General features: G+C 40.5%; 17 protein-coding genes, 1 pseudogene and 1 riboswitch. Of the genes and pseudogenes, 16 read left to right on the plus strand and 2 right to left on the minus strand.

Annotated features, from left to right (window positions below; translation table 11 throughout):
- Positions 1-35 precede the first annotated feature (35 nt).
- Positions 36-80, plus strand: a riboswitch (PreQ1 riboswitch).
- A gap of 159 nt (positions 81-239) precedes the next feature.
- The 5 genes from queC to C6W21_RS02160 all read left to right on the plus strand — a co-directional run bounded on the left by queC (position 240) and on the right by C6W21_RS02160 (position 3,062).
- Positions 240-896, plus strand: a complete 657-nt coding sequence (gene queC, locus C6W21_RS02135; RefSeq protein WP_024424683.1) for a 7-cyano-7-deazaguanine synthase QueC — start codon at positions 240-242, stop codon at positions 894-896.
- Positions 897-1,337, plus strand: a complete 441-nt coding sequence (queD, locus tag C6W21_RS02140) for a 6-carboxytetrahydropterin synthase QueD (RefSeq protein ID WP_106049142.1) — start codon at positions 897-899, stop codon at positions 1,335-1,337. It begins immediately after the preceding gene.
- Positions 1,330-2,061: a 7-carboxy-7-deazaguanine synthase QueE gene (gene queE, locus C6W21_RS02145; protein ID WP_106049143.1), complete on the plus strand. Its 732-nt coding sequence runs from the start codon at positions 1,330-1,332 to the stop codon at positions 2,059-2,061. Before queD ends, queE begins: the two co-directional genes overlap by 8 nt.
- Before the next feature lie 15 nt (positions 2,062-2,076).
- Positions 2,077-2,574, plus strand: a complete 498-nt coding sequence (gene queF, locus C6W21_RS02150) for a preQ(1) synthase (protein WP_106049144.1) — start codon at positions 2,077-2,079, stop codon at positions 2,572-2,574.
- 269 nt (positions 2,575-2,843) lie between these two features.
- A complete protein-coding gene (locus C6W21_RS02160) occupies positions 2,844-3,062 on the plus strand; it encodes a hypothetical protein (RefSeq protein WP_106049145.1) in 219 nt (72 codons plus the stop codon).
- A gap of 93 nt (positions 3,063-3,155) precedes the next feature.
- On the opposite strand, the pseudogene C6W21_RS02165 reads toward C6W21_RS02160, so the two are convergent.
- Both C6W21_RS02165 and C6W21_RS02170 read right to left on the minus strand, forming a co-directional pair.
- Positions 3,156-3,679 (minus strand): annotated as a pseudogene (locus tag C6W21_RS02165) (GNAT family N-acetyltransferase).
- A 154-nt stretch (positions 3,680-3,833) separates the two neighbouring features.
- The gene (locus tag C6W21_RS02170) at positions 3,834-4,022 is read right to left on the minus strand and encodes a YkvS family protein (protein WP_003211747.1); all 189 of its coding nucleotides are present in this window, start codon (positions 4,020-4,022) and stop codon (positions 3,834-3,836) included.
- A gap of 167 nt (positions 4,023-4,189) precedes the next feature.
- Here C6W21_RS02170 and C6W21_RS02175 point away from each other — a divergent pair, with 167 nt between their 5' ends.
- The 11 genes from C6W21_RS02175 (at position 4,190) to ptsP (ending at position 17,511) form a co-directional block, all read left to right on the plus strand.
- Positions 4,190-4,384, plus strand: a complete 195-nt coding sequence (locus tag C6W21_RS02175; RefSeq protein WP_024424688.1) for a hypothetical protein — start codon at positions 4,190-4,192, stop codon at positions 4,382-4,384.
- 307 nt (positions 4,385-4,691) lie between these two features.
- Entirely contained in the window at positions 4,692-5,345 is a 654-nt protein-coding gene (locus C6W21_RS02180) for a cell wall hydrolase (protein WP_106049146.1), read from the plus strand.
- Positions 5,346-5,666: 321 nt separating this feature from the next.
- Entirely contained in the window at positions 5,667-6,983 is a 1,317-nt protein-coding gene (locus C6W21_RS02185; protein WP_106049147.1) for a polysaccharide biosynthesis protein, read from the plus strand.
- Positions 6,984-7,036: 53 nt separating this feature from the next.
- Positions 7,037-7,525: an endospore biogenesis thiol-disulfide oxidoreductase StoA gene (gene stoA / locus C6W21_RS02190; RefSeq protein ID WP_106049148.1), complete on the plus strand. Its 489-nt coding sequence runs from the start codon at positions 7,037-7,039 to the stop codon at positions 7,523-7,525.
- A 296-nt stretch (positions 7,526-7,821) separates the two neighbouring features.
- Entirely contained in the window at positions 7,822-9,741 is a 1,920-nt protein-coding gene (locus C6W21_RS02195) for a heavy metal translocating P-type ATPase (protein ID WP_106049149.1), read from the plus strand.
- Positions 9,742-9,846: 105 nt separating this feature from the next.
- Positions 9,847-10,941, plus strand: coding sequence for a M24 family metallopeptidase (locus C6W21_RS02200; RefSeq protein ID WP_106049150.1), 1,095 nt, complete (start codon positions 9,847-9,849; stop codon positions 10,939-10,941).
- A 290-nt stretch (positions 10,942-11,231) separates the two neighbouring features.
- Entirely contained in the window at positions 11,232-12,221 is a 990-nt protein-coding gene (locus C6W21_RS02205) for a LacI family DNA-binding transcriptional regulator (protein ID WP_106049151.1), read from the plus strand.
- A gap of 55 nt (positions 12,222-12,276) precedes the next feature.
- Positions 12,277-13,131, plus strand: a complete 855-nt coding sequence (gene glcT, locus C6W21_RS02210; protein ID WP_106049152.1) for a glucose PTS transporter transcription antiterminator GlcT — start codon at positions 12,277-12,279, stop codon at positions 13,129-13,131.
- A gap of 202 nt (positions 13,132-13,333) precedes the next feature.
- Positions 13,334-15,433 (plus strand): glucose-specific PTS transporter subunit IIBC, encoded by a 2,100-nt coding sequence (gene ptsG / locus C6W21_RS02215; RefSeq protein WP_106049153.1) that lies wholly within the window; start codon positions 13,334-13,336, stop codon positions 15,431-15,433.
- A 93-nt stretch (positions 15,434-15,526) separates the two neighbouring features.
- Positions 15,527-15,793: a phosphocarrier protein HPr gene (locus C6W21_RS02220; protein ID WP_003211078.1), complete on the plus strand. Its 267-nt coding sequence runs from the start codon at positions 15,527-15,529 to the stop codon at positions 15,791-15,793.
- A complete protein-coding gene (ptsP, locus tag C6W21_RS02225; protein WP_106049154.1) occupies positions 15,793-17,511 on the plus strand; it encodes a phosphoenolpyruvate--protein phosphotransferase in 1,719 nt (572 codons plus the stop codon). The genes C6W21_RS02220 and ptsP overlap by 1 nt, the downstream gene beginning before the upstream one ends.
- Positions 17,512-17,570 lie beyond the last annotated feature (59 nt).

A 17,570-nucleotide genomic window follows, 5' to 3' on the forward strand; every position in this document is an offset into this window, starting at 1 on the left:
TATCCTCTGTGAAAATTGAACAAAAATCCGTGTAAACGGGAGAGGTTCTAGCAAAACCCTCTATAAAAAACTAAGGACTTGCCGTATCCTTGGATGTGGCATTTTTTATTTTTTATGGCTGGGACACCTCATACACATGTAAAGGTGTCTTTTCTTTTGAGAAAAATAGGGGTTTTCAAGAGCCTTTCAGATGCATCTTTGTACGAGTGTATAGATCTGCAAAAGGAGGAGAACAGAAAATGAAAAATGAAAAAGCAGTCGTTGTCTTTAGTGGGGGACAAGACAGTACGACATGTTTATTATGGGCACTTCAACAATTCGAAGAGGTAGAAACCGTGACCTTTCATTATAATCAGCGTCATCAAGAAGAAATTGATGTCGCCAAAAGAATTGCTGACAAGTTAGGTGTGAAGAATCATCTATTAGATATGTCTCTTTTGAATCAGCTTGCACCAAATGCTTTAACAAGAGATGACATTGACATTGAGGAAAAAGAAGGAGAGCTGCCTTCCACATTTGTACCAGGACGAAACTTAGTATTCTTATCCTTCGCTTCTATTCTTGCGTATCAAATCGGAGCAAGACATATTATCACAGGTGTATGTGAAACAGACTTCAGCGGCTATCCAGATTGCCGTGACGAGTTTGTAAAGTCTTGTAATGTCACAGTGAATTTGGCCATGGAAAAACCATTTGTGATCCATACACCACTTATGTGGCTCAATAAAGCAGAAACATGGAAGCTCGCGGACGAGCTGAATGCATTGGATTTTGTGAAAAATGAAACGCTCACTTGCTATAATGGCATCATTTCTGATGGCTGCGGGGAATGTCCTGCGTGTAAGCTTCGGAAAAATGGCTATGACACTTATATGGAAATGAAGGAGGCAAAATAAATGCTTTCTCAAATCTATCCACAAACGAATCATCCATACTCATTTGAATTGAACAAAGATATGCATATATCGGCTGCCCATTTCATCCCAAGAGAAGATGCAGGTGCTTGCAGCCGCGTACATGGTCACACGTACACCATCAATATAACCATTGCGGGAGACGACCTAGATGAATCGGGTTTCCTTGTCAATTTTAGTACATTGAAGAAGCTCATTCATGGTCAGTATGATCACACGCTGCTCAATGATCATAAGGAATTCTCATCAACCGATCCATACGCGATGCCTACTACAGAGGTTGTGGCAAAGACAGTCCATGACAAAGTCGCAGCGTATTTATCGACTTTAGCAAATAACCCAGTATGTGTTCAGGTCTTTGTGAGGGAGACACCAACAAGCTACTGCATTTACCGGCCGAAACGAGTTGAAAACAATGGCTAAAGCGATTCCTGTATTAGAAATCTTTGGTCCGACCATTCAAGGAGAAGGAATGGTCATTGGACAAAAAACCATGTTTGTCAGAACGGCTGGCTGTGACTACTCATGCAGCTGGTGTGATTCCTCCTTTACATGGGATGGCTCAGCGAAGCATGACATTCAGTGGCTTCAAGCAGAAGACATTGTCAAAGAATTAAAAAGAATAGGCGGACAGGCTTTTTCTCATGTCACCATTTCAGGAGGAAACCCTGCCCTTTTAAAACAAATGGAATCACTCATTGATTTGCTGCACGAAGAAGGAATTGATACAGCGCTTGAAACACAAGGGACGATGTATCAGGACTGGTTTTTGAAAATCGATGATTTAACCATTTCTCCAAAGCCGCCAAGCTCGAATATGAAAACAGATTTTACGAAACTAACACGTATCATAGATGAACTGAAAAGCGGAAATAGATTGCAGCATGCAAGCCTGAAGGTCGTGATCTTTGACGATCGCGATCTAGCCTATGCGAAGGATGTTCATGCGAAATACCCAGAGCTTCCTTTTTATTTGCAGGTAGGAAATGATGACACGACGACAGGTGATGATGCGTACTTATTGACGCATTTATTAAAGAAATATGAAGCGCTTGTCGATCAAGTAGCGCAAGATCGAGACTTAAATCGCGTAAGAGTGCTACCGCAGCTGCACACATTATTGTGGGGAAATAAACGAGGCGTATAGAAAGGAAGAGACGACATGACGACAAGAAAACCAGAAGAATTAGAAGGTGTCACTTTACTAGGAAATCAAGGGACCAATTATTTGTTTGATTATGCACCACAAGTGCTTGAAACATTTCCAAATAAACATACAAATAGAGATTATTTTGTGAAATTCAACTGCCCAGAATTTACGTCACTTTGTCCGCAAACAGGTCAGCCGGATTTTGCGACGGTTTATATCAGCTATATTCCAAATGAAATCATGGTCGAAAGTAAATCACTAAAATTATATTTGTTCAGCTTCCGTAACCATGGTGATTTCCATGAGGATTGTATGAACATTATGATGAACGATCTCATTGAATTGATGGACCCAAGATACATTGAAGTATGGGGCAAATTTACACCAAGAGGCGGTATTTCAATTGACCCTTACACGAACTACGGAAAACCTGGTACCAAATATGAAGAAATGGCATCATATCGTATGATGAACCATGATATGTATCCAGAAACGATTGATAATCGCTAATCAATAGGAAAAGACATGCCTGATGACATGTCTTTTTTTATGGGGTTGAAATGAATCAATCAGGCTGAAGTTATAAAAAAAGAGAAGAGTCATGTCGCTCTTCTCATACAAATGGGAATAGAACTTGCTAGGACGGCTGGGGGCTACCAGCTCGTAAATATATTATATATGACAGAACGTATGTTTGTAAAGATGAATCGTGTTTTTTGCTTATCCTATTTGCTTTGAGATAAAATAGGGGCAATGAATGGAAAACGGAGGCGTTTGAGTTGGCAAACAAAGAAGAACAGACAGAGAAGCTGCTGATGGAGCTAAGAGAAGAGCTTCAAATGCTCGAACATCAAAACAAAGAACGATATAAATGGAGTGCCTCCACATTGCTTGGAGTGATTGCACTTTTGATTGATAAAGGCGTTATCACCCCCGAGGAAGTCGACATGTACAAGACGAAAGCGGAAATGCAAACCTTTCATACGCAAAAAGACTGACACTCATACAGGTAAAATAATAAGAAAAGGACATAACAAATTGATGACTCAATTTATGTTATGTCCTTATTTTTGCAATCTGTTTTTATAGTATTAAACCAGCTTATACATTAAAACATCATCCCAGTATTCATGTTCACTTATTTTAAATTCTTTTATTTTACGTCCTTCTTCTATGAATCCCATCTTTTTGTACAAAGAAATGGCCTTTTGATTTGTGGAGAATACGGCTAAACTAACCTTTTCGATCGAAGGATTCTTTTCTGCCCAATTTAATAACGCTGTTAGCAACATTCCCCTACGCCTAAACCTCTAAAGCTCTTATGAACCATCAAACCGAATGAACCTGCGTGAGCAGTTCTTTTTCTATTTGATCCATTTTCAAATCCTATCCACCCAATGACTTTTCCGACTTTTTGAGCAACTATGTACGTTTCGTTTTCATTCTCTATTCTTTTTTGTATCCATTTCTTGTGTTCTAAAAGGGTTTTTTTGTTTTCTTCAGGCGTTGTAAGTAAATAATTTGATTCAGCAATCACTGATGTCTGGATGTCTAAAGTAGTTTCAGCGTCTTCCATTTTCTCAAAACGTATAATGATATCATTTGAATTTTGCATATTAGTTTCTCCTGCCTAGAGCTAATACTGCATCTCATCACTTTTTTTATTAAAAGTAAAAGGTAATTGAAATCGAATCACCATTTTGACAAAACATAAGCAGCTTTGCTTCGTATTTACGTATGTAACGATAGTCTAAATTGAGGATTGCAAATTAATGTACGGAGTCTTTGATGATTTTATAGTTTTTATGATTAACGACTGTTAGTGAATCCAGTTCTAAATCTCTATAGTTGTCCATAATGGTGACATCCACAATGACAGAGTTTTCATTCACTTTTTCAACTACACCTGTTAAACCATTTCTAAATTCGATCACATTACCAATCTTTGCAATCTTCAACCGATCCCTCTCCTTTAAAAACAGATTTCATTCCCTATTAAAAAGTATTTTGCAATATTTTCATACCAATGTAAAGGATAAAGACGTTTTTGTTTCGTTTTCGTTGTATGCTTTTCTAACGGATGGTATATTTAATATTTGATAATGGCTGTAAAGGAGCGGTTTTTTTGACTGAAGAACAAATCCTCACAATACTTGAATCGTTACGAAATGGGACGGAAAAGCAAGTGACCATCCAAAAAGATGATTTTTTAACGTTTCGTTCGGTCTTGGTGAATCAAGATGATTTTAAGCATTTTCGCGGCATTGCGAAACATGGTGGAGATGTTATTTTTGAATATCTTACAGAAGCAAGAAGCTAAAGCTTTTTCTCATTGATGAGAGAAAGCTTTTTTATTTTAGTTCTTTTGTCACACTTTAAACGAGCTTGATACATCTGAAAAGAAAATGTAATAACCCATAATCAGGAGCATAAGGATGATTATAGGCGGAAAAAGGGCCTTTTTAAGCGCTGACAATTCCAGTTAATACGCAATTCAACTAAAACATGCTATTTAATGACGGAATTTGGACAAGCATGTAAATCTTTGTGCGTGAAAATAGAAGGAGCTCTTGTTAGAGTGGACAAGTATCTTACCGCCTACTTTGATTAAAGGAGGAATGAGGCGAATGATGAAAATTCATACAGCTCTTTTTGTCATCCTTATGCTGGTCGCAGCCATGAAGATGGACAACATACAAGAGCAGCAAGGCACACTAAGTCACGAACTTTCACAAGCACCTGTTAAGCATGAGCTTTCATATATAGATCAAGATGATCACGATCAAGTCATCCCAGCATTTTCAGAGGAGAAGCGTCAGCCGAAAGTCAAAATGCTAAGTACGTCTACAGAAAAAAAGGCTTCAAAAACGAAGCAAAAGAAAAGAGTAAAATCAGAAACGACGAATGAGGAAAGCGCCAAACGCTATTCTAATGAAGAAATGGAGCTGCTCTCACGATTGGTACATGCTGAAGCGAAAGGTGAATCTTACGCAGGTAAAAAAGCTGTGGCAAGCGTCGTCTTAAACAGGGTGGAGCATCGCTCTTTTCCTGACAGTGTCAAAGGTGTTATTTATCAGCGTAATGCTTTCCAGCCAGTATCGAATGGAAGTATTCATGATAAAGCAGATCAAGATTCTGTTAAAGCTGTGAAACAGGTAGTGAAAGAACATGACAGAACAACAAAGGCCATATATTTTTATAATCCCAAAACGGCAACAGATAACTGGATTCGTTCCCGAAAAATTGTAGAACGTATCGGTCGTCACGTATTTGCCGTATAAAGAAAAGAAGTGATCAATCAGATCGCTTCTTTCAGCGTGTAGACAAACCCTCGCATTCGGTGTCAGTCCTGCGTGCTGGTGCTCACGAATGTCAAATTCGCTCCGCGCCAGTACTCGTCCTTCCTAGACTGCAAAGGTTTTCTATCACGCTGAAAAGAAGACAAAGGACTAAAATAAAGATCATTTTAGCCCTTTGTCAACAATCTGCAAAGAAGTGATCAATCAGATCGCTTCTTTTTTTGTCTTCATTTATCAAAATATTTTCAGGACTTGTCTCATAGAATGTGAAAAGAATTTGCTTTTAGACAAAGGGGAGGCTACATGAATCGATTTGTAAAAGGGGTCATTCTGCTATCTGTCGCAGCTTTCATTGCGGAGTGTATCGAGTTTTTAGTCAATATGATTTTAGCGAGAGAGCTTGGAGAACATGGAATGGGTCTATATATGAGTATCCTTCCAATCATCATGCTTGTCCTTGTGATCGCCAGCTTAGAGCTGCCAGTCTCCATTTCTAAATTCATTGCAGAATCGCATGAGCGGCTCCATAAAAGTATGCTCCGCCATGCGTTTAAAATGACGCTTGTGGTGACATGTACAACAACGGGAATCGCAGCGATTGTACTGCCGTTCATTCCTGTGTTTCAGTCGTATCATCCGCTCATGAAAGGGCTGGTGCTGTCTCTCATTCCGATTATTGCGTTTACCTCTATCGCACGCGGTTATTTTATGGGAAAGCAGCAAATGGGCAGAATCGCTCTCGCCAATATGCTGAAGAAAACGATCCAGCTTATCTGCTTGTTTTTGTTCTTCCATTGGTATTCGTTTGATATTGAAACAGCGGTACTCATTGCCATCGGTGTTATTGTCGCGAGTGATCTCGTCGTCTTTATATATTTATACTCCCAATACGTCATGGCGAAAAATGCTGTCAATGTCAGGTCTGTTGAATTAAGAGGGATTGACGTGAGAAAGCGCCTATTAGCCGTCTCCATTCCGACAACGGGCATGCGGATTTTTCATGCGATCGCCAATGCGATAGAACCGTTTTTAATCAAAGGAGCGCTTATTGCAGCAGGCATCTCTGGCACACTTGCTGTTGATCATTACGGCATGCTGGCTGGTGTCGCGATGTCGATTGGTTTTTTCCCAGCGTTTATCGCTCATTCGATCATGATTGTGATGATTCCCAATGTATCTGAAGCCTATGCTTTAGGTCAGTATGATCTTGTGAAAAAACGTGTCAGGCAGGCAATAATCATTACGTTTGGGTACGGGGTGCCGGCCGTGATGGTGATGTATTATTTTGCTTATCCGCTCACACAGCTCTTTTTTGATTCACCGCAAGCTGCTGTGTATTTACAGCTGCTTTGGCCATACTTTTTATGCCACCTGTTTGTGATGCCATTTCAAGCGTGTTTAATCGGTATGGGGCTCATTAAAGATGTGTTCCTACATAATATATGGGTGCATGTCGTCTCGTTTTCTATGATCTATTTTCTTGGTTCAATTGAAAGCTTAAATATGATGGGGGTTATATTAGGAATGAATACGGGCATGCTGCTGCTGACTGCACTGCATTATGCGACGATTTGTAAGGAGCTCGGCGTTTCCATGTTTCTTAGAATGAAAAAAGCTTGAATGTCATTGTGTTGAGAGGGCAAGCTATAAGAAAACTGGGAAGGAAGATCCTGATGAATCGTAAATATCTACCCGCCAGTCTTCTCATGATAATCCTGCTTCTATTTCTCATAGGCACCGAGGCTGAAGCAAAAGAGCCCGCTATGGCGCCAAGGATAGAGGCTCCTACATTAACTGGTGAAACGCAGATGATTCCGACGAAAGGAAAAAAAACCATTTTGCATTTTTGGACAACATGGTGCCCGTCCTGCAAAGTGGAGCTGCCCGTATTTGACCAGATCGTGAAAGAAAATCAGAGTGATGTTGAGATTTTGACTGTGAATTTATTAGGTGCTGAACAAAGTAAACATGCGGTTGCCCAATTTGTGAAAGACAGAAAGTTTACATTCCCGGTCATTCTAGATGAGCGAGGAGAAATGATGAAGAAATACCAAATCATCACCATTCCAACCACCTTTTTGATAAATGAAAAAGGGGAAATAGTGAAAAATCATGTAGGTCCACTGACGAAAAAACAAATCAAAGAGTGGACGAATTTTTAGAACGAAACCTTATTGTCAAGAACCAAGGATCATTCCTTCGGTTCTTTTTTAGTGTTCAATTGCTTTTCATCTGAATAAACTGTGCTCAGAAGAAGACGGAATGGTCCATGTTAATAATGATAATTATTATCAAAAAGAAATTATAATAATTATTAATTGAAAATTAATCAGAACCTGTTATAATGAATTACAGACCTTTAAAAAGCTTGAAATAGCAGAAAATATAGATGAAAAAAGGAAACGGGCAACGATTGATGATGTGAAAACCATTATCAATTAGAGAGGAGAAAACAATCATGAATGAGAATACAGCACTTTATCAAACAACAAATCAAAAGGAATCGAAATGGTCCCTTCGTCAATGGGCACAGCACGGAGAATTAATAGCAGCAGGTATCTCGGGGATTCTCATTTTGATTGGATGGATTTTAAAGGATGAGAGCATGTGGAGTATTCCTTTATTTATCCTTGCGTTTATGATTGGAGGTTTTGCAAAGGCGAAGGAAGGAATTGAAGAAACCATTTCGTCTAAAAGCTTGAATGTTGAACTTTTAATGATTTTTGCAGCCATAGGCTCAGCTATCATTGGATATTGGGCAGAGGGCGCTATCTTAATTTTTATTTTCTCACTTAGTGGTGCGCTTGAAACGTATACGTCAAATAAAAGCAAGAAGGATTTAACTGCCTTAATGAGCATTGCACCAGATGAAGCGACTTTAATTGAAGAAGGTGGCACGACCATTCAAATCGCTGCTTCATCTTTAACACCAGGTGACCGTATCATGATCAAAGCTGGGGAACGTATTGCAGCAGATGGTGTGATTTTAAGCGGGAGAACAAGTGTGGATGAATCTGCGCTCACGGGTGAGTCTGTGCCACAGGAAAAAGGGCAGGGCGAAGACGTGTTTGCAGGAACAGTGAACTTAAATGGTTCTTTAACAGTAGAAGTCACCAAATATAATGAAGAAACGCTTTTCCATAAAATTATTAAACTTGTCGAATCGGCTCAAGAAAGTGTGTCACCAAGTCAGGCATTTATTGAAAAATTTGAAGGTGTGTATGTAAAAGGTGTGCTGATCACCGTCGCGATTTTAATGGTTCTGCCTCATTTTGTACTAGGCTGGAGCATGAGTGAAACTTTCTACCGGGCCATGGTGTTTATGGTTGTTGCATCACCTTGTGCGCTTGTTGCATCCATTATGCCAGCTGCTTTGTCACTAATATCAAACGGCGCAAGAAACGGAATGCTTGTCAAAGGGAGCGTCTTTTTAGAAAAGCTAGGCACAAGCAGCATGATTGCTTTTGATAAAACGGGGACGATTACAAGCGGAAAGCCAGCTGTAGAGCAAGTTGTGATAGCTAAAGGACAAGAGGAAGCTGCTTTTTATCAGGCGCTTTATCAAATTGAAAGTCAATCAAACCATCCGTTAGCGAAAGCGATCTCTGATATGGCAAAAGAGCATCACGTAGAAAGATCAGCTCATGTCACCATTGAAGAAACCTCTGGTTTTGGTGTAAAGGCACAATTGAATGGAGAAACGTGGCGGATTGGGAAGAAAGACTTTGCCGGCAAGGCTTCAATGGACAGCGAGATTGAAAAGACAGGAGAGCATCTTTCTGAAAAAGGAAATACAGTGGTGTATGTTCAAAAGAATCAAGAAGTCGTTGGCTGCCTTGGCCTTAAGGATCAAATTAGACCTGAAGCTAAAAAAATGATTCAAGAGCTGAATGATTTAGGCATCCAAACCGTCATGCTGACAGGAGATCAGCAAAAAACGGCTGAAGCCATTGCGCAGGAAGCCGGCATCCAAACGGTTGTCGCTGAGTGCCTTCCAGATGAAAAGGTACATGAGGTCAATCAACTAAAAAAACAAGGTAATTCCATCATCATGGTAGGAGATGGAATCAATGATGCACCGGCACTCGCCACAGCAGATGTGGGGGTTGCGATGGGTGGAGGCACAGACGTGGCATTAGAAACAGCAGATCTGATCTTAATGAAGAACAATTTAAATAACTTAACGAAGATGATCCGTCTTTCAAGAAAGATGAATCGAATCATTAAACAAAATATGATTTTCTCATTAACGGTGATTTGTTTGTTAATTTGTGCAAATTTCTTACAAGTCCTTGATTTGCCTTTTGGCGTCATCGGGCATGAAGGAAGTACGATTTTGGTCATTTTAAATGGACTGCGTCTGCTTCGTGCATCTTAAGCAAATTATTCATAGCGCACTTGGCTTCTGCCAGTGCGCTTTTGTGCGAAATACAGCAAAAACTGATACAATAGATCAGTAGTAAAACGTGTGAGGAGGATCACGATGAACCGAATGAAGAGCTTGTCTTCTTGGCTAAAGGAAAAAGACATTCAAGGTGCATTTATACATACAAAGGAAAATGTGTTTTATCTATCTGGATACTTCACAGAGCCGCATGAAAGAGTAATGGGGCTGTTTGTGTTTCAAGAGGCAGATCCATTTTTTATTTTACCTAAAATGGAAGTTGAGCAGGCGAAAAATGCTGGATGGTCAGGCGATATCATTGGTTATGAAGACCATGAGAATCCATTTGCTTTCATTCAATCAGCAGTAGAAAAACGCGGTGTAAGAGCAACTCGACTTGCCATTGAAAAAGAGTCGATTCCGCTTCAAAGAGCAGAGCAGCTCCAAGCTGCCACTGGGGCAGAAACTTTTGTCCGGGCAGAAGAAGAGCTCAATCAGCTAAGACTGATTAAAGATGAATCTGAAATTGCTACACTGAAAAAAGCCGCTCAATTGGCAGATGAAGGGGTAAAAATTGGGGTGGACGCCTTAAAAGAAGGAATCACCGAAACAGAAGTGCTCGCTGTCATTGAATATGAACTAAAGAAAAAAGGCATTCAAGGCATGTCCTTTTCGACGATGGTTCTCTTTGGCGAAAAATCAGGAGAGCCTCATGGGAATCCAGGACATGCTGCCTTAAAAAAAGGCGACTTTGTGTTATTTGACCTTGGTGTCATTGTTGATGGGTATTGCTCAGACATTACAAGAACATTCATCTACCAGGAAGCTTCTGACAAGCAAAAGGACATCTATCAAACCGTCCTGAACGCAGAAATGGCGGCACTTGAAATGAGTAAGCCGGGCGTGAGAATTGGGGACCTGGACTTAAAAGCACGCGGGCTGATCACAGAAGCTGGATATGGGGACTATTTCCCTCACCGCCTTGGGCATGGTCTAGGGGTGTCTGTTCATGAGTTTCCTTCTATGAGCCAGGCAAATGATGATCTTCTCCAAGAAGGCATGGTGTATACGATCGAACCGGGAATCTATGTTCCAGGAGTCGGCGGCGTCAGAATTGAAGATGATGTACTGATCACAGCAGACGGTCCAGTCACTTTAACCAATTATCCGAAAGCACTGACGATCATCAAGTAATAAAAAAATCACGATGAACGTCCATGCCTTGGAAGTGTCATCGTGATTTTTTGTCACTCTTTTCGATCCTTATCAACAAAAAAATCATCAATTGATTGAAACGGTTTGATTTTATGTTCTTTTCCTAAAGGATGTAGTGCAAAACGAGCAGAAAACAAAACAGTCATACATAATATAATCCATATGATGAACCCCATCTTGAATTCCCCTTTCCATCCAGTGATTTGTTCAGCTCACATACATCTTAAAGTATGAAACGCTTACCATATCAAGAGAAAGTAGGAGAAAAAATGTCAAACATAAGGGAGATTGCGAAAAGAGCGGGCGTATCTGTGACAACTGTATCACGTGTGTTGAATGATCATCCTTATGTCAAAGAAGAAAAACGAGAACGTGTTCTACATGCGATGAAAGAGCTTAAATATACGAGAAACATTCAGGCTGTACATTTAGCAAAGGGCTATTCAAATATGCTTGGCATCGTTCTTCCAACGATTGATCATTCTTATTTCAGCAGACTTGTCACAGGGATTGCCGAGAAAGCACAGGCGCGCAGTATGCATTTTGCTTTGTTTCAAACAGGGTATGATCCTTTAAAAGAAAAAGAAGCATTGATGAGTTTAAAAGAGCGCCGCGTGGATGGGTTAATCTTTTGCTCAAATGCGTTAAGTGATCGAGACATTTTAAGGTGGCAGGAATCCGGACCGATTATTTTTTGCCATCCGGCGCCAATTGAAGACTGCTCAACGGTGTCGATTGCACATGATCAAGCATTTAAAGAAGGGCTGCATCATTTAGCAGCATGCGGGCATCAGCGAATCGCGATTGTTCTAGCCAGAATAGAAGGAGCAAACAGCCAATCACGTCTTCAAGCTTATCAAGATATGATGAAATCGCTTGGGCAGGAGATAGATGAAGAATGGATCATCGAAGGGAAGCTAACACTTTTTGATGGAAAACAATTATTTACAGAGTGGCAGGAGATGAAGAATCGCCCCACAGCATTATTCATCACAAATGATGACGTATCAGCAGGCTTTTTATTAGAGGCGCAGCGTCATCATATAAAAGTAGGAGAATTTCCAGCCATACTCGGCTTTCAAAATGATCAATTGAGTGAGGCTTTGGGGATTTCCAGCATTGACATTCCGCTTAAACGAATGGGGCAGGAAGCGTTTGACTTGTTCGACCGGGCTATAAAGGGAGAGGCACCAGAAAAAAGAATGCTGCCATTTCGCCTGATCGAGCGATCAACCACCGTTTTCAAAAACAATCGTTGACGCACGTTTCATCTGTTTTGTACGATAAGAGGGATTGAATAAGAAGGAGGTGGGGATGTTCATGGAATCCTTCACCGTTGATAAAGCGTTAAATAATAATGTCATCATCGCAAGACACCCTTCTTGGAGCGAAGTGGTTCTGATTGGGAAAGGAATCGGCTTTGGGAAAAAATCGGGTGATGTTCTCGATCAAGACACATTTGAAAAAATGTTTGTACTTAAAAATATAAAAGAACAAACAGAATATAAACAGCTGCTTCACCACATTGACGAGAACATGATCGAGCTTGCCAATGACGTCATTTATCATATACGAGAAAAAATGGGACACCGTTTGAATGAGCATATTCATATTGCCCTGACTGACCATATTGCTTTTAGTTTTAAGCGGGTGCAGCAAGGATATGATATCACCAATCCCTTTATGCTTGAGACTAAATCGCTGTATCCGAAAGAATACGAGGTCGCAAAGGAAGTCGTTGAGCTAATTAACGAGCGCTCAGATGCCGAAACAAAGCTGCCAGAAGGAGAGATTGGTTTTATTGCGCTCCATATTCACTCGGCTTTGACGAATCGGCCATTATCTGAGGTGAACCGTCATTCGCAGCTCATCACGCAAATGGTCCAAGTCATAGAAGATTCTTTTCATATGAAAGTAGACAGAGAAAGTATTCATTATTTACGCTTATTGCGCCATATTACGTTTTCGATTGAGCGTATTAAACGGGAAGAATCTTTAGAGGAGCCAGAAAAATTGCTTCATCTATTGAAAAATGAATATCCTTTATGCTACAATACTGCTTGGAAAATGATCAAAATATTACAACATGCATTGAAAAAGCCTGTACAGGATGCGGAGGCTGTCTACCTGACACTTCATCTGTACAGATTGACAAATAAAATTTCATAGTTTCCTTGAAACGTGTAACTGATTCGATCAGGCATGAGTGACTTAAGGTAAATACAGGATAAGATCCTGTTATTTGCGCAACCTTATATCACCATGCCTTTTTTTGTGTTTGAAAGTGAAATGTAAACGGTTAATTATGAAATGTGCGTCAGGGAGCGTCCCGCATGTATGTTGTAAGCGAAAACAAAAGGAGGTTCAACCAGTGTTTAAATCACTTTTTGGTGTGTTGCAAAAAATTGGACGAGCACTTATGCTTCCAGTTGCGATCCTTCCTGCTGCTGGTATTTTACTAGCGCTTGGGAATGCGATGCAAAATCCGCAGCTGATTGATGTGGCTCAATTTTTAAGCAATGATACAATTCAGCTTGTTGCAAGCGTCATGGAAAATGCAGGGAACATTGTCTTCTCAAATCTTCCGCTCTTATTTGCTGTAGGGGTTGCCATCGGTCTTGCTAATGGGGACGGTGTGGCAGGGATTGCCGCAATTATCGGTTATCTTGTCATGAACGTGACAATGAGCGCCGTATTAATGGCCAATGGATCGATTCCATCCGATTCAATTAAATTGGCTAAGTTCTTTAAGGAAAGCCATCCAGCGTATATTAATATGCTCGGCATTCCGACCTTGTCTACCGGCGTCTTCGGCGGGATTATTGTCGGGGTATTAGCAGCTTATATGTATAATAAATTTTATAAAATTGAGCTCCCGCAATATCTCGGCTTCTTTGCTGGTAAACGTTTTGTTCCAATCGTTACATCTATTTCAGCACTTATTTTAGGGCTTTTGATGCTCGTCATTTGGCCGCCAATCCAAGGTGCACTGAACTCGTTTTCAACAGGACTGCTCGCAGCGAATGAGCCGCTTGCTGCCTTTGTATTCGGTGTGATTGAACGTTCATTAATTCCGTTTGGTCTGCACCACATTTTCTACTCGCCATTCTGGTATGAGTTCTTTAGTTATAAGAGCTTATCAGGTGAGCTTGTCCGTGGTGATCAGCGTATCTTCATGGCACAGATCAAAGATGGTGTTCAGCTGACAGCTGGTACATTCATGACAGGGAAATATCCGTTCATGATGTTTGGTTTGCCAGCAGCAGCACTTGCGATTTATCATGAAGCAAAACCAAAGAATAAAAAGCTTGTCGCTGGAATTATGGGATCGGCAGCCCTGACTTCTTTCCTAACAGGGATTACTGAACCGCTTGAATTCTCATTCTTGTTTGTTGCACCAGTGTTATTTGCCATCCACTGTGTATTTGCTGGATTATCCTTTATGATAATGGATATTCTAAACGTGAAAATCGGTATGACCTTCTCAGGAGGATTAATCGACTTCTTCTTATTCGGTATCTTGCCAAACAGAACCGCTTGGTGGCTTGTGATTCCAGTTGGTCTCGTACTTGCTGCTATTTATTACTTCGGATTTAGATTCGCCATTCGCAAATTTAATCTAAAAACGCCAGGCCGCGAGGATGAAGCAGCTGACGGTGCAGATAGTGCTAAGTCTGAAAAGGGTAATGACTTACCTTATGAAATTCTTGAAGCGATGGGTGACCAAGAAAACATTAAACACCTTGATGCTTGTATTACGCGTTTACGTGTCACTGTTAATGATCAGAAGAAAGTGGACAAGGACCGCTTGAAAAAGCTTGGTGCATCAGGAGTTCTCGAAGTAGGAAACAACATCCAGGCCATCTTCGGACCACGCTCTGATAATTTAAAAACACAAATGCAGGACATCATTGCAGGCCGCACGCCTCGCCCAGCTAAAGACCCTTCTGCAAAAGAAGAAGTCAGCCAGCAGGTCGAAGAAGTCATTGCAAAACCGCTTCAAAACGAGCAAGGTGAAGAAATCTTTGCTTCACCAATTACAGGGGAGCTTCATCCAATTACAGATGTACCAGATCAAGTATTCTCAGGGAAAATGATGGGTGACGGTTTCGCCATCTTGCCAACAGATGGAACGGTGGTTTCACCGGTGAAAGGGAAGATCTTAAATGTATTCCCAACGAAACACGCAATTGGCCTGCAATCTGATGGAGGACTTGAAATTTTAATCCACTTCGGTATTGATACGGTCAGCCTCAAAGGAGAAGGATTTGAAGCATTTGTACAAGAGGGAGATCAAGTAGAAATCGGTCAAAAACTCTTAGAGGTTGATATTGATAAAATTAATTCTGAAGTACCATCTTTGATGACACCAATTGTATTTACCAACTTAAGTGAAGGACAATTTATTGACCTTCAAGAATCCGGTGAAATCAAAGCTGGGCAAGAAAACATCATGAAAATTTCAAAATAATTTTCATAACTGCCGTTCTTGTTAGATGACAAGCTCGGCAGTATGATATAATATTGTGGATGTATTAATTGTATAAAAAGGAGATTGATAAAAATGGCTCAACAAACATTCAAAGTAACTGCAGATTCTGGAATTCACGCACGTCCTGCAACAGTTCTTGTACAAACTGCTAGTAAATATGATGCTGATATCAACTTAGAATATAATGGTAAAACAGTGAACCTGAAATCTATTATGGGTGTAATGTCTCTAGGAATTGCGAAAGGTGCTACAATCACAATCTCTGCTTCTGGTTCTGATGAAAATGATGCACTTGCTGCGCTTAAAGACACAATGAAAAGTGAAGGCCTAGGCGAGTAATGCAACAACTGAAAGGAATCGGTGCTTCAGCAGGCGTTGCGATTGCAAAAGCATATCGTCTGGAAGAACCAGATTTAACAGTTCACCAAAAAGACATCAACGATCCAGAGACAGAAGTGAAGCGTTTTGAAGAAGCAATTCATGTTTCTAAACAAGAACTTGAAGCAATTAAAGAACATGCGCTAAAAGAGCTTGGCCAAGACAAAGCAGATATCTTTTCTGCACACCTTCTTGTGTTAAGTGATCCGGAACTGCTAAACCCAGTAAAGGATAAAATCAACTCTGATAAAGTAAATGCTGAATTTGCTTTAAAAGAAACAGCGACAATGTTTGTCACCATGTTCGAAGCAATGGACAATGAATACATGAAGGAACGTGCAGCGGATATTCGCGACGTAACAAAACGTGTAACTGGACATTTGCTAGGCGTTGACATTCCAAATCCAAGCATGATTTCTGAAGAAGTCATCATCATCGCTGAAGATTTAACACCTTCTGATACTGCTCAGCTGAACAGACAATTCGTCAAAGGTTTTGCGACAGATATCGGCGGTCGTACTTCTCACTCAGCGATCATGGCAAGATCAATGGAGATTCCAGCAGTTGTTGGAACAAAAGAAGCAACAAAAACGGTGAAAAACAATGATCTGATCATTGTCGATGGTATTAGCGGAGACGTCATCATTCAGCCTTCTGAAGATGAAGTGAAAGCGTATCAAAAAAAGCATGAAGACTATTTAGCTAAAAAAGCGGAATGGGCGAAACTGGTTGACCAGCCAACGGTCACAAAAGACGGCGTTCACGTAGAGCTAGCTGCAAATATCGGAACACCTGAAGATGTAAAAGGTGTACTTGAAAATGGCGGCGAAGCAGTCGGATTGTACCGTACAGAATTTTTATACATGGGCAGAGATCAGCTTCCAACAGAAGAAGAACAGTTCAATGCTTATAAAACAGTGTTAGAGAAGATGGAAGGTAAAGCGGTTGTTGTCCGCACACTTGATATTGGTGGCGATAAAGAACTCCCTTACTTGCAGCTTCCAAAAGAAATGAACCCGTTCCTTGGCTTTAGAGCGATCCGCCTTTGCCTCGAAGAACAGGAGATTTTCAGAACACAACTACGCGCCTTACTTCGTGCAAGTACATATGGAAACTTGAAAATTATGTTCCCTATGATCGCGACGTTATCAGAATTTAGAGAAGCAAAAGCCATTTTACTTGAAGAAAAAGAAGCATTGGTTGCCGCTGGTACAGACGTATCCGATTCCATTGAAATCGGTATAATGGTAGAAATTCCATCAACAGCTGTCATCGCAGACCAATTTGCAAAAGAAGTGGATTTCTTCAGTATTGGAACGAATGACTTGATTCAATACACAATGGCTGCTGATCGAATGAACGAACGAGTGTCTTATCTTTACCAGCCTTACAATCCAGCGATTTTACGTCTGATTACGCTTGTTATTGAAGCAGCGCATAAAGAAGGTAAATGGGTTGGCATGTGCGGAGAGATGGCAGGAGATGAAATCGCAATCCCACTTCTACTTGGATTAGGATTAGATGAATTCTCAATGAGTGCAACATCTATTCTTCCAGCAAGAACACAGCTAAGCAAGCTTTCTAAGGAAGAAGCCGCATCATTTAAAGAGCATATTTTATCACTTAGCACAACAGAAGAAGTAGTTGATTTCGTGAAGAAAACGTTTCAACTTAACTAAGTGAATTCAAACCAGACAGTAACCCTGTCTGGTTTTTTTGTCGAATTTTATCATATTGG

This window comes from Bacillus sp. NMCN1 (assembly GCF_002998085.1).
In the GTDB taxonomy this organism is placed as follows: Bacteria; Bacillota; Bacilli; order Bacillales; family Bacillaceae; genus Bacillus.

Coding starts and splice junctions, on each gene's coding strand:
- queC (WP_024424683.1), top strand. CDS start 240: ATGAAAAATGAAAAAGCAGTCGTTGTCTTTAGTGGGGGACAAGACAGT.
- queD (WP_106049142.1), top strand. CDS start 897: ATGCTTTCTCAAATCTATCCACAAACGAATCATCCATACTCATTTGAA.
- queE (WP_106049143.1), top strand. CDS start 1,330: ATGGCTAAAGCGATTCCTGTATTAGAAATCTTTGGTCCGACCATTCAA.
- queF (WP_106049144.1), top strand. CDS start 2,077: ATGACGACAAGAAAACCAGAAGAATTAGAAGGTGTCACTTTACTAGGA.
- C6W21_RS02180 (WP_106049146.1), top strand. CDS start 4,692: ATGATGAAAATTCATACAGCTCTTTTTGTCATCCTTATGCTGGTCGCA.
- C6W21_RS02185 (WP_106049147.1), top strand. CDS start 5,667: ATGAATCGATTTGTAAAAGGGGTCATTCTGCTATCTGTCGCAGCTTTC.
- stoA (WP_106049148.1), top strand. CDS start 7,037: ATGAATCGTAAATATCTACCCGCCAGTCTTCTCATGATAATCCTGCTT.
- C6W21_RS02195 (WP_106049149.1), top strand. CDS start 7,822: ATGAATGAGAATACAGCACTTTATCAAACAACAAATCAAAAGGAATCG.
- C6W21_RS02200 (WP_106049150.1), top strand. CDS start 9,847: ATGAACCGAATGAAGAGCTTGTCTTCTTGGCTAAAGGAAAAAGACATT.
- C6W21_RS02205 (WP_106049151.1), top strand. CDS start 11,232: ATGTCAAACATAAGGGAGATTGCGAAAAGAGCGGGCGTATCTGTGACA.
- glcT (WP_106049152.1), top strand. CDS start 12,277: ATGTTCATGGAATCCTTCACCGTTGATAAAGCGTTAAATAATAATGTC.
- C6W21_RS02220 (WP_003211078.1), top strand. CDS start 15,527: ATGGCTCAACAAACATTCAAAGTAACTGCAGATTCTGGAATTCACGCA.
- ptsP (WP_106049154.1), top strand. CDS start 15,793: ATGCAACAACTGAAAGGAATCGGTGCTTCAGCAGGCGTTGCGATTGCA.